The sequence below is a fragment of the Microbacterium marmarense genome (assembly GCF_037204165.1).
GTDB classification, from domain to species: Bacteria; Actinomycetota; Actinomycetes; order Actinomycetales; family Microbacteriaceae; genus Microbacterium; species Microbacterium marmarense.
Window position 1 is genome coordinate 87,866 of the sequence record NZ_JBBDGL010000004.1, and the last position, 12,398, is coordinate 100,263.

Annotated in this window: 11 protein-coding genes; 3 read left to right on the plus strand and 8 right to left on the minus strand. The window is 62.9% G+C overall.

The window, feature by feature from the left end:
* Nucleotides 1–33: 33 nt before the first annotated feature.
* A complete protein-coding gene (locus tag WDU96_RS12060; RefSeq protein ID WP_337338772.1) occupies nt 34–402 on the minus strand; it encodes a hypothetical protein in 369 nt (122 codons plus the stop codon).
* The gene (truB, locus tag WDU96_RS12065) at nt 399–1,292 is read right to left on the minus strand and encodes a tRNA pseudouridine(55) synthase TruB (protein ID WP_420063959.1); all 894 of its coding nucleotides are present in this window, start codon (nt 1,290–1,292) and stop codon (nt 399–401) included. Before truB ends, WDU96_RS12060 begins: the two co-directional genes overlap by 4 nt.
* Before the next feature lie 72 nt (nt 1,293–1,364).
* Here truB and WDU96_RS12070 point away from each other — a divergent pair, with 72 nt between their 5' ends.
* Entirely contained in the window at nt 1,365–2,225 is an 861-nt protein-coding gene (locus WDU96_RS12070) for an HhH-GPD family protein (protein ID WP_337338773.1), read from the plus strand.
* Between the two features lie 55 nt (nt 2,226–2,280).
* Nucleotides 2,281–2,913 (plus strand): pyroglutamyl-peptidase I, encoded by a 633-nt coding sequence (gene pcp / locus WDU96_RS12075; protein ID WP_337338923.1) that lies wholly within the window; start codon nt 2,281–2,283, stop codon nt 2,911–2,913.
* A 25-nt stretch (nt 2,914–2,938) separates the two neighbouring features.
* Here pcp and rbfA read toward each other — a convergent pair whose 3' ends face one another.
* The 4 genes from rbfA to nusA all read right to left on the minus strand — a co-directional run bounded on the left by rbfA (nt 2,939) and on the right by nusA (nt 7,765).
* The gene (gene rbfA / locus WDU96_RS12080) at nt 2,939–3,478 is read right to left on the minus strand and encodes a 30S ribosome-binding factor RbfA (RefSeq protein ID WP_337338774.1); all 540 of its coding nucleotides are present in this window, start codon (nt 3,476–3,478) and stop codon (nt 2,939–2,941) included.
* Nucleotides 3,479–3,570: 92 nt separating this feature from the next.
* Nucleotides 3,571–6,417, minus strand: coding sequence for a translation initiation factor IF-2 (infB, locus tag WDU96_RS12085; RefSeq protein WP_337338775.1), 2,847 nt, complete (start codon nt 6,415–6,417; stop codon nt 3,571–3,573).
* Between the two features lie 56 nt (nt 6,418–6,473).
* Nucleotides 6,474–6,746, minus strand: a complete 273-nt coding sequence (locus WDU96_RS12090) for a YlxR family protein (RefSeq protein WP_337338776.1) — start codon at nt 6,744–6,746, stop codon at nt 6,474–6,476.
* A 29-nt stretch (nt 6,747–6,775) separates the two neighbouring features.
* Nucleotides 6,776–7,765 (minus strand): transcription termination factor NusA, encoded by a 990-nt coding sequence (gene nusA, locus WDU96_RS12095; protein WP_337338777.1) that lies wholly within the window; start codon nt 7,763–7,765, stop codon nt 6,776–6,778.
* Nucleotides 7,766–7,920: 155 nt separating this feature from the next.
* On the opposite strand from nusA, the gene WDU96_RS12100 reads away from it, so the two are divergent.
* On the plus strand, nt 7,921–9,432 hold the full coding sequence (locus tag WDU96_RS12100) for an alanine/glycine:cation symporter family protein (protein WP_337338778.1): 1,512 nt from the start codon (nt 7,921–7,923) through the stop codon (nt 9,430–9,432).
* Between the two features lie 41 nt (nt 9,433–9,473).
* On the opposite strand, the gene WDU96_RS12105 is transcribed toward WDU96_RS12100, so the two are convergent.
* Together WDU96_RS12105 and WDU96_RS12110 are read right to left on the minus strand one after the other, a co-directional pair.
* Complete coding sequence (locus WDU96_RS12105) at nt 9,474–10,529, minus strand: LOG family protein (protein WP_337338779.1); 1,056 nt, start codon at nt 10,527–10,529, stop codon at nt 9,474–9,476.
* Between the two features lie 59 nt (nt 10,530–10,588).
* Nucleotides 10,589–12,385: a proline--tRNA ligase gene (locus tag WDU96_RS12110; RefSeq protein WP_337338780.1), complete on the minus strand. Its 1,797-nt coding sequence runs from the start codon at nt 12,383–12,385 to the stop codon at nt 10,589–10,591.
* Nucleotides 12,386–12,398 lie beyond the last annotated feature (13 nt).

The window sequence follows — 12,398 nt, forward strand, 5'->3', positions numbered from 1 at the left end:
CGGGAAGCGACGAGATGAGCCGCCGCGACGGGCTCAGGCTATCTGCAGCGTCCAAATGCTCTGCATACGCCACAGCATCACCGCTACCGACAAGGCGCCGACACCCATGATCACGGTGCTCCAACGGCTGCGCTCCAGCAGAGCCCAGAACACGCTGGCCGGCGGGATCAGCGCCGCCGAGACGAGATAGACCCAGAACTCAAGCAAGCTACCGGTGGGCTCGTTGCCTGCGAAGGGCGCGACGATCGCGATCACGATCTGCACGATGAGCAGCAACTCGACAAGAGCAACAGCGCCCACGGTGAAATCACTCGGCCGGCGACCTGCAAGACCGGCAATCACAGAGAAGAGCCCGCCGCCGACAGCAATAGCGATCTGGACGATCGTGAACCACATGATCATGCGGGCATCTCCTTGGGCATATTCATTGCGCTCTTGACGTCATCTCCGCGCTTTTCTATGACGCCGACGAGCACACCTGCCGGATCAACTGCGGCGGTTGGGGTGCGCACCAAGCGTGAGGCCGCGCCCTTCAGCTTCTTGCCATGGCGCAGGTCTCGTGCTTCGTCTTCGGTGACATCGATTCTGCCCAGCACTTCCGCCGCTACCTCTGCCGGTGCGACCAGCGCAGCGTCGCCTAGGTTGTCGGTGCCGGTTGCATCTGCAACCTCGAAAGGCCCTATTCGCGTGCGCCGCAACGCGGTCAGGTGACCGCCGACACCGAGGTAGGTTCCGAGGTCGCGTGCCAGTGCCCGAATGTAGGTGCCGCTTGAACAGTCGACGATCACGTCAAGATCGATGAACCCAGCCACGCGATGCTCGCGGACAACTTCGAAGCGCGCCACGGTGACGTTGCGAGACTTGAGCACGACCTCTTCGCCAGCACGAGCCAGGTCGTAGGCACGCCTGCCGTTCACCTTGATAGCCGACACAGTGCTCGGCACCTGCGAGATCTCCCCGGTCAGCATTGCGATTCCCGCGTCGGTCTGTGACGCAGTGATGCGGGCCACGGCGGATTCAGGCGCGCGAGCGGTTTCTTCACCCTCGGCATCATCGGTGTCGGTGCTCATCCCCAGTCGGATCGTCGCTTCGTACGTCTTGTCGAGGCCGACGATGAAGGTCAGCAATCTGGTCGCAGCGTCAACACCCAGCACCAATAGCCCCGTTGCCATCGGATCAAGAGTGCCTGCGTGGCCGATCTTGCGTGTGCCGAGCGCCTTGCGTGCACGAGAGACCACATCGTGACTGGTCATACCGCCCGATTTGTCGACGAGAAGAATTCCCGTCGGCATCAGCTGTCGGACGCGATCGTGAAAAGCATGCCTCTAGCCTAAGTGCGTGTCGGGCGCGATTAGGCTGGTGCGATGCCCGCGCTCCCCCTCATCGAGTGGTACGGCGAAAACGCGCGCGAGTTGCCATGGCGCGATCCTGACTTCGGGGCGTGGGGCGTGCTCGTCAGCGAGTTCATGTTGCAGCAGACGCCGGTCACCCGTGTGATTCCGCGTCTCGAAGAGTGGCTGAGGCGCTGGCCCACTGCTACCGCACTCGCCGATAGTTCACCCGCCGATGCGGTACGCCAATGGGCGAACCTCGGCTACCCGCGCCGCGCGCTGTGGTTGCATCAGGCAGCGGTCGAGATTCGCGACCAGCACGGCGGCGAGGTCCCCACCGAGGTGTCCGCGCTGCTCGCGCTCAGCGGGGTTGGGGACTACACCGCGCGTGCGGTTGCGGTCTTCGCCTACGGCCAGCGCCACCCAGTGGTCGATACCAACACGCGCCGCGTGCTCGCGCGCGCTGTCGGCGGACGCTCGCAGCCGGGCAATGCCTCACGTCGCGATCTAGACGACATGGCGTCGATCCTGCCGGCCGACGACGAGTCAGCTGCCATCGTCAACGCCGCAGCCATGGAACTCGGCGCCGTGGTGTGCACCGCTCGCGCTCCGCGCTGCGAAGTCTGTCCGCTCGCCGATATCTGTGCGTGGCGAGCGGCGGGCTACCCAGATACCGGCGACGACCGACGCAAGCAGGCACGATATGAGGGCAGCGACCGACAGGCGCGGGGTGCGGTGCTCAAAGAGCTGAGGGATGCGGCAACCCACGTGGTCGCTCTAGAGGGTGTCATCGCCGACTGGCCCGACGCTGCGCAACGTCACCGAGCGATTGACTCACTCATAGCCGACGGTCTCGCCGAGGTCTTTGATGGGATGCTGCAACTCCCCCGCTGAGTGCACCTTCGATCGAGCGCCACGACCGCGCATGTCGGCATACGCTGGATCGGTGATGACCGTACTGATGACAGGATTCGAGCCGTTCGCGGGCGACTCCAGCAACCCCAGCGGCGAAGCCGTACACCTGGCCGCCGCACTGTGGGAGGGGCCAGAGGTTCTCGTCACCGCGGTGCTTCCGGTCACATTCGACGGCGCAGCATCCGTATTCGAAGAGCTCTTGACGCGGCATCAGCCGCAGGTGGTCATCGCCGTAGGACTCGCAGGCGGTCGCTCCACGATCTCAGTTGAACGCGTCGCCGTAAACCTCGTCGACGCCAGGATTCCAGACAACGACGGTGCGCAGCCCATCGATGAGTCTTCGATTGCCGATGCTCCAGCAGCGGTGTTCTCATCGTTGCCGGTGAAAGCGATCGCCCACGAGCTCTCAGCGGCGGGTATTCCTTCGTCGTTGTCAACGACCGCTGGCACATTCGTGTGCAATCACATCTTCTACCGCGCAGCGACGTGGGCAACGAGCGGCAGCGACCGCAAGGCCGGCTTCATCCACGTGCCGTGGGCAACCGGGCAGTCCACGAGCGAACCTGAACTGCCGCTGGCTGATATCGCTCGGGCGCTCAACGTCGCTATGCGCACGAGCATCGACAATGACGAAGATCGGCACTCGGTGGGCGGATCGCTCAGCTGACGATCATCGCCAAGCCGAGCCGGTGTCAGCTGTTTTCGGTGGGTGTTGACTCGTCAGCCGCTTCAGCTTCAGCTTCAGCTTCAGCATCAGCATCAGCATCAGCATCAGCATCAGCAGAAGTGGCTTGCAGCTCGTCGTCTTCGTCAAACGTGCGCGGCTTGATGTAGGGGTCTTCTTCGCCCGCGTAGGCTGCGCCAGCGGCAATTGCGGTAACCGCGTCATCCCGCTCGCGCGCTTCGCGCAGCAGGTCAGCAATGTGGCCCGCGTTATCGGGCAGTGCGTCGAGAATGAACTCGAGCGAAGGCGTGAGTCGCACATTCAAATGCTTTCCCACCTCGGAGCGAAGCATGCCAGTGGCGGCCTTCAACGCTGCAGCCGAGTTCGCACGCTCTTCGTCGGAACCATAAACGGTGTAGAACACCGATGCATGCTGAAGATCGCCCGTGACGCGCACGTCCGTGATCGTTACGAAGCCAAGACGGGGGTCACGAAGACCCTTCTCGAGGCGCTCGGCAAGAATCACTCGGATTCGGTCACCCAGTCGCGCCTGACGTTCGCTGCCCATATCAAACTCTCTCTCTGTGCGGTCTGAGGTGACCGCGAAGGTTCAGGATGCCCCGGCTGTTGCTGGGGCATCCTGAACCGATGCTACGAGGCTCAGCCTCGGGGCTTTTCTACCATTTCGGTTGTTTCGACCTCGTCGCCGACCTGAATGTCGTTGAACTTGCCGAGGCCGATACCGGCTTCGAAGTCCGTGCGAACTTCAGTGACGTCATCCTTGAAACGACGCAGCGACTCGATGGCGAGACCATCTGCGACGACGACGCCGTCGCGGATGACGCGAGCCTTCGCGTTGCGTGTGATCGTGCCGGAGCGAACGATGACACCCGCGATGTTGCCGAACTTCGAGGAGCGGAACACCTCGCGAATCTCGGCGACACCGGACTGAACCTCTTCGTACTCTGGCTTGAGCAGGCCCTGAAGCGACTGCTCGACGTCATCAATCGCGTTGTAGATGACCGAGTAGAAACGGGTGTCGACGCCTTCACGCTGCGCGCGCTCACGAGCCTTCGGGTCGGGACGAACATTGAAGCCGATGATGATCGCGTTGTCGATCGTCGCCAGGTTCACGTCGGATTCGGTGATCGCACCCACACCGCGGTGGATGATGCGCAGCTGAACGGAGTCGTCGACCTCGATCTTGAGCAACGATTCTTCGAGCGCCTCAACGGCACCCGACACGTCACCCTTGATGATGAGGTTGAGCGATTCGACCTTGCCTTCTTGCAGTGCACGGGTGAAGTCTTCAAGCGAAATGCGCTTGCGAGCCTTGGCCAGCTGCGCGTTGCGCTCAGCCGCTTCACGCTTCTCAGCGATCTGGCGTGCCAGTCGGTCTTCGTCGGTGACGATGAATGTGTCACCGGCGCGAGGCACTGAGTTCAGACCCTGCACGGCAACCGGACGCGACGGGAAGGCTTCGAGAACAGCTTCGCCGTTCTCATCTGCCATGGCACGCACGCGGCCGTATGCCGTACCAGCCACGATCGAGTCGCCCACGCGGAGCGTTCCCGACTGGATGAGCACGGTAGCAACAGCACCGCGACCCTTGTCGAGCTTGGCTTCAATGGCAACGCCACGAGCAGCTTTGTTCGGGTTCGCCGTGAGGTCAAGGCCAGCATCGGCGGTAAGCAGAACAGCGTCCAGCAGCTGCTGGATGTTCAAGCCATCGCGAGCTGAGACGTCGACGAAGATAACGTCTCCGCCGTATTCCTCGGCCACCAGACCGTATTCGGTGAGCTGCTGACGAACCTTAGCGGGATTCGAATCTGGCTTGTCGACCTTGTTGACCGCAACCACGATCGGCACGTTCGCTGCCTGCGCGTGGTTGAGAGCCTCAACCGTCTGCGGCATGATGCCGTCGTCAGCTGCAACCACCAGGATCGCGAGGTCAGTGACCTGCGCACCACGGGCACGCATCGCGGTGAACGCTTCGTGACCCGGAGTATCGATGAACGTGATCGCTCGCTCGATGCCCTCATGTTCGGTCCAGACCTGGTACGCACCGATGTGCTGGGTGATGCCGCCGGCCTCACCCGCGACAACGTTCGCATTTCGGATCGCGTCGAGAAGACGCGTCTTACCGTGGTCAACGTGACCCATCACAGTGACAACTGGAGGACGGATCTCGAGGTCTTCCTCGTTTTCAGCTTCCAGTTCTGCGTCAAGATTCAGACCGAACGTCTCGAGGAGTTCCTTATCTTCGTCCTCCGGCGAGACCATCTGAATCTTGTAGCCGAGCTCTTCACCAAGCACCTCGAAAGTGGCCTCGTCGAGCGACTCAGTAGCCGTCGCCATCTCACCCAGGTTGAACAGGATGGTGACGAGCGTTCCTGGCTGCACTGTGTAGCCGGTCAAGTTCTCGATCTTGTCTGCGAAGTCCGAGATCGACGCGCCGCGGCGCATGCGGATGGTTTCACCGTTGCCGCGCGAAACGTTTACGCCACCTACGGTCGGCGCATCTCTCATCTCAAACTCTTGGCGCTTCGCCCGACGTGACTTGCGCTGCTTCGACTTGCCGCCGCCCTTGCCGAAGGCACCCGCGGTGCCACCGCCAGGACCACGGCCACGGCCGCCACCGCCACCTGGGCGTCCGGCGAAACCACCTGCGGGAGGACCGCCAGGAGCGCCACCGCCGGGACGACCGCCACCGCCGGGACGGCCAGGACCGCCCGGACGCTGTTGGAACGGAGCGCCACCGGGACGACCGCCACCGGGACGACCTCCGCCACCGGGGCGAGGAGCTCCGGGACGAGGGGATCCAGGACGAGGTGCCTGCGGACGCGGAATGTTGCCGGGTGTCGGGCGCTGACCCATGCCCTGAGCAGATGCGAAGGGGTTGTTGCCCGGACGTGGACCTGCCGGACGCTGTCCCATGCCCTGAGCAGATGCGAAGGGGTTGTTGCCCGGACGCGGTGCTGCGCCGCCTGGGCGCGGAGCGGGCGACGCGCCATCGGTGGACGGTGCTTCAGGAGCAGCAGCCTCGGGCGCCGCCGGAGCGGGAGCCGGAGTCGGCGCGCCTGGCTTTGCAGCAGACGGCTTAGCTGCCGAGGGAGTAGCGGGCGACGGAGTAGCTGCAGGTTCAGCCGCAACCGGCTCGGCCGGCGCGGCCGGCTTGGCAGGGCCGGGTCGCGCACCCGGCTTCGCCGGGGTCGCTGCACCAGGCTTAGCCGGCGTCGCAGCACCAGGCTTGGCTGCGCCTGGCTTGGCCGCAGCAGACTTTGCGCCTGGCTTCGCCGACGCAGCAGGCTTTGAATCGGCGGCAGCGGATGCTGCTTCACCGTCAGCCTGGAGTGCGGCGCGCAGCTTGCGCGCCACGGGGGGTTCGATGGTGGACGCGGGGCTCTTGACGAACTCTCCGAGTTCCTTCAGCTTCGCGAGAGCCACCTTGCTGTCAACACCGAGTTCTGAAGCGATCTCGTGTACGCGTGGTTTGGCGTTTGCCACAATTCTCCTGTCTGAGGTCTCCCCAGACAGGGCAGACCGTTAGTCGCGGACGGGTCTCATTTCGAGCCGTTCACTTTGTTTCCATAGCCATTCAGCCGTTTCTCGATGGTCTGCGTGTCAAGCGGCGCTGACACACGTAATGCACGCACGAAAGCGCGGCGCCGGATCGCGGCCTCCACACATTCGCTTGTCTCATGCACCCACGCGCCTCGTCCCGGCATCACTGCGCGCTCGTCAACAACGAGCGTTGAGTTGATTGATACCACTCTGAGAAGAGCAGCCCGCGACTCACGCGTGCGGCATCCGACACACGTTCGTACTGGTCCCATCCTACACCCCGACAGCCACCGGCCGATTGTCAGCTGTCTTCCAAGATGCTGTCAGGTTGGATGTCAATCTTGGCTCCAGTGAGCTTGGCCGCGAGGCGCGCGTTCTGGCCTTCTTTGCCGATCGCGAGCGACAGCTGGTAGTCGGGAACGAGCGCTCGCACCGCTTTGCTCGACATGTCCAGAATGAACGATGAGGTGACCTTGGCGGGCGAGAGCGCGTTGGCAACGAACTTCGCCAGCTCCGGGTCGTAGTCGACGATGTCGATCTTCTCGCCGGCAAGCTCTTCGGTCACCGCTCGCACGCGGCGCCCCAGCTCGCCGATGCAGGCACCCTTCGCGTTGATGCTCGGGTCGTTCGCCTTCACCGCAATCTTGCTGCGGTGACCGGCCTCACGGGCAAGCGAAACAATCTCGACGACGCCGCTGGCAATTTCGGGAACCTCGAGCGCGAAGAGTTTGCGCACCAGACCGGGGTGGGTGCGAGAGACCGTGATCTGCGGACCCTTGGTGCCCTTTGTCACGCCGGTGACGTACACGCGCAGCCGCGAACCGTGCGTGTACTCCTCGCCGGGCACCTGCTCTTCGGGTGGCAGGATCGCCTCGACGGTGCCTAGATCGACGTGCACCATACGCGGGTTGGGGCCCTGCTGGATCATGCCGGCGACGATGTCGCCCTCTTTGCCCTTGAACTCGCCGAGCACTGCGTCATCTGCGATATCGCGCAGGCGCTGACTGATCACTTGCTTAGCGGCGAAAGCAGCAATGCGACCGAAGTTCTCGGGTGTGCTTTCTTCTTCGCCGATGACGACGTCTTCTTCGTCGAGCAGCGGAATGAAAACAGCAACGTGGCCGGTCTTGCGGTCGAGTACCGCGCGCGCACCTTCGTGCAGTTCACCATCGGGAGTGGTGTGCTTGGCGTAGGCGGTAAGAATCGCCTGCTCGATGATCCGTACGAGTTCTTCGAAGGGAATCTCCTTCTCCCGCTCGACGGTCCTCAACAGTCCCAGATCAATGTCCACAGGTGCCTCCATATTCAGCTCTTACCGACGCATTCGGGCCGCCGGAACCCTACAACGTTACAGGATCAGAGGGCTGCGCTTCCTGAGAGATATCGACACGCGCAATATTCACGTCGTGCTGGTGAAAATCGGCATCTCGCCTCCATACTGAGCGGATGGATGCAGTGACCGAGTGGATGGCAGTGTGGGGCGACAACCTCTGGACGTGGATTGTGCTGCCGGTGGTGGTGGGGCTCGGGCTCTATTTCACGATCCGCTCGAGGGGCGTGCAGTTTCGCCTGATCCCAGAGATGTTCAGGACGCTGACAGACAAGACTCCACGAGACGAGAATGGCGAACCTCAATCGGTATCTGCGTTCCAAGCGTTCACGATCTCGGCGGCGTCGCGCGTCGGCGTGGGAAACATCGCCGGCGTAGGCACCGCGATCGCGCTGGGCGGCCCAGGAGCCGTTTTCTGGATGTGGCTCATGGCGCTCATTGGCGGAGCATCCAGCTTCATTGAATCTTCGCTCGCCCAGCTCTACAAGACCCGCGACAAAGACGGGTTCCGTGGCGGGCCCGCCTACTACATGCAACGAGGGCTCGGCGCCCGCTGGATGGGCATCGTTTTCGCGATCATCCTGATCGTCTGCTTTCCGATCGCCTTCTCGTCGCTGCAGGCCAACACTATTCAAGCCACGATCGCCGGAAGCATGGGCGAGAGCGCTGCCGACTGGCTCGCTCCCGCAACGGGCGTGGGGCTTGCGCTGCTCATGGGTCTCGTCGTGTTCGGTGGCGTCCGGCGCATCGCCTCAGTAACCCAGGCTCTGGTGCCCGCGATGGCCGTTCTGTACCTGCTGATCGGAATTGCAATCGTGGCGATGCACGTCGATCGCATTCCTGCCGTCATCAGCTCGATTTTTGCCGATGCCTTCGGTTACAACGAGGTCGTTGGCGCCGCGCTCGGCTACATCATTCTCACCGGCGCTCGGCGCGGAATGTTCTCAAACGAGGCCGGACTGGGTTCTGCCCCCAACGCAGGAGCGTCAGCTGCGGTCACGCACCCCGTGAAGCAAGGTCTCGTGCAGACGCTCGGCGTCTACTTCGACACCTTTCTCGTCTGCTCCATTACGGCATTCATCATCTTGGTTTCGGTGCCAGACCTATCGACAGCCACGCAGGGAATCGGTCTCACTCAGGATGCGATCACGAGCACCCTAGGCGACTGGGCGAACGTGCTGCTGATCATCATCATCTTCTTGTTGGCGTTCTCTTCGATCCTCGGCAACTACTACTACGGGCAGTCGAACATCGAGTTCATCACTTCGAGCCGCGCCGTACTTTTGGGCTACCGCATTGTGGCGATCGTCTCGGTCTTCGCAGGCGCGCTCATTTCGGCCGGCGTCGTGTGGACCTTCGCCGACGGTGTGATGGGATTCATGGCGCTGACCAACCTCGTCGCGATCGCTCTGCTGTCGGGGGTGGCGTTCAAACTGCTGAAGGACTACTCACAGCAGCGGCGTGCAGGACTGGATCCCGTCTTCACGAGCGACCGACTGCCCGAGGTCAAGGGAGTGGAAGTCTGGGAAGACGCGCTCTCTGTCACCGGTCCGATCGATTTGCCGACGAAGAAGCGCCAAGCCAACAAGCACCGCGACCACCTGCACGGTGCCCCACGCGCCGAGTGACGCCGTAGGCATCGCGAAGCCAGGCGCTGCGTGGCTAGGAGTCAGCCGTCGATGGCGTCGATCTGTGGCGCCGTCTCAAGCGAATTGATGCCGCGTATCAGCGTGTGCAGCGCGCCGATCTTGAACTGATTGAGCGTCAGCACCAGTCGAGGCAGTTCGACTTTGTCACCGTCTGTGATCTCGTGACGGTGTGGTGCACCTCTTTCGATACGACCTTCCGCCAGCAAGTCGGCGAACGAGTCGTTGAGCCCATCGATCTCTGCATCTGTCGGCTCGGCTCTCAGCCGCAGCACCAGCCGACCGTCCACCCAGCGCAGCGAATCGTAGTTGCGCCAGAACCCGGTGATCTCGGCGGCAGCAGCATCCACCGAATCTGTTACAAACACACGGTCGAAGTCGTTCGGCGAAACGACCCCCGAGGCAATGAGATGCTCGTCGATGAAGGCTTCCAGCCCTTTCCAGAACGTTCCGCCAGGTGCATCCAAGAGCACGATCGGCGTCGGCTCTGCCTTGCCCGTCTGCTGCAAGGTGAGCAGCTCGAACATCTCGTCGAGAGTGCCGAACCCGCCGGGCACGCAGACAAAGCCGCGCGACTCTTTCACCAGCATGAGCTTGCGCGTGAAGAAGTACTTCATCGCGACGTTGGCACCGCCTGCGATGATCGCGTTCGGCTTGTCTTCGAAGGGCAGCCGAATCGACACGCCGATTGAGCGGTCTGCGCCAGCACCCTCGGCAGCCGCCTGCATGATTCCCGGACCTGCTCCCGTGACGACCATCCACCCCTGGTCAGCAAGCACAGCGGCGACGGCTGATGCCTGCTGATACTGCGCATCGTGCGATTTCGTGCGAGCTGAACCGAAGATCGTGACCTTCGGAATGCCCGCGTACGGCGCGAACAGACTGAATGCCGCCCGCATCTCAGTCAGCGCAGCCGAGGTGATCTTGAGGTCGAGTCGATCGGCTTCGTCGAGTCCGAGGCCCACGCCGGTCGCCAGAATGCGCGCGACCAGGTCGGCGTTTCGGGTGATGCCCGCGTCGTCGATGAGCGTGCGTAGGTCGTCGGTGGCGTCGGCTGGAACGGATGCGCTATCGGGCATGCACCCAGCGTGTCATGACCAACGGCGTCTCGGCGAACGACGCGTGAACGAACGGCAATCTAGCGCGGCAGACGACCGAACACATCGCCCACCGCGATGCTCTCACGTTCACCGGTGTGACGATTCCACAGCTCGACCTGGCCGTCCGCGGCACCGCGGCCCACAATCACGATGTAAGGGACGCCAACGAGTTCGGCATCGCCGAACTTGACGCCGGGCGATACCTTGGGCCGGTCGTCATAGAGCACGTCAATGCCCGCGGCTTCGAGTTCACGTGACAGGGAATCAGCGACTTCGAAAGCCACCTGATCCCGACCAGCGGCAACGACGTGCACGTCAAACGGTGCGACAGAGGCAGGCCAGATGAGACCCTTTTCGTCGTTGTTCAGCTCTGCGATGATCGCGAGAATGCGAGTGACGCCGATGCCGTACGAACCCATCGTCACCGTCACGAGCTTGCCGTTCACGTCGAGCACCTTGAGCCCGAGCGCCTCGGCGTACTTGCGCCCAAGCTGGAAGACGTGTCCGATCTCCATGCCACGGGCAAGCTCTACCGGGCCGGAGCCGTCGGGTGCCGGGTCACCGGCGCGCACCGAGGCGACCTCAACGACGGCGTCAGCGGTGAAATCACGGCCCGCCACCAGCGAGTGCACGTGCTTCTGATCGACGTTCGCTCCGGTGACCCACGCGGTGCCAGCGACCACTCGCGGGTCAAGAACGTAGCGGATCCCCGTGATCGATTCTTCGCCCAGGACGGCTCCCGACTCTGACCAGGGGCCGATATATCCCTTGACAAGCTGCGGATGCTTGGCGAAGTCTTGCTCGTTCGCCGCCTCCACAGTGGCGGGGGCGAAAGCGACTTCCACGCGTTTGTCATCGACGTCGCGGTCGCCGGGCAGTCCGACAACGACAAGCTCGCGGGTTCCATCGAGCTGCGTGAGCGCGAGCACCACGTTCTTCAGGGTATGTGCCGCGGTCCACTCACTTGCATCCGTCGTGGCAGGGCCTGCGATGCCTGCGGCCGGGGAAGCGAGCTCTGCGTTGCAGTGGTCAACGAGAGTCTGAATCGTGGGGGTGTTCGGCGAGTCGAAGATCACCGGCGCTCCCAGACCCTCGAAGTCGATGGCGTCGGGAACCACGGTGGTGAACGCCTCGACGTTTGCCGCGTAGCCGTTCGCGGATCGCACGAACGTGTCTTCGCCGACGACGGTCGGGTGCAGGAACTCTTCTGAGCGAGAGCCGCCCATGGCTCCGGCGTCTGCCTGAACGATGACGTACTCGAGCCCGAGCCGCTGGAAGATGCGCTCGTAAGCATCGCGCTGCGCCATATAGCTCGCGTCGAGGCCCTCATCTGATGCATCGAACGAGTAGGCGTCTTTCATTGTGAACTCACGACCGCGCAGCAGTCCCGCGCGAGGGCGGGCTTCGTCGCGATACTTGTCTTGAATCTGGAAGATCGTCAGAGGCAGATCTTTGTACGACGAGTAGAGGTCTTTCACCAGCAGGGTGAAGACTTCTTCGTGGGTGGGCGCAAGCAGCATGTCAGAGCCCTTGCGGTCTTGCAGGCGGAACAGCCCATCGCCGTACTCTTCCCACCGGCCCGTCACCTCGTAGGGCTCGCGAGGCAGCAGGGCAGGAAAATGAACTTCGAACGCGCCGGCATTCGCCATCTCTTCGCGGATGATGGTCTCGAGCTTGGCTTTGACGCGCAGTCCGAGCGGCAACCACGCAAAGATGCCGGGCGCCTGTCGTCGAATGTAGCCCGCGCGCACGAGCAGTCGGTGCGACGCGACCTCGGCATCAGCCGGGTCTTCGCGGAGTGTGCGGAGGAAGAAGTTCGAAAGACGTGTGACCACGATCGTCCATCCT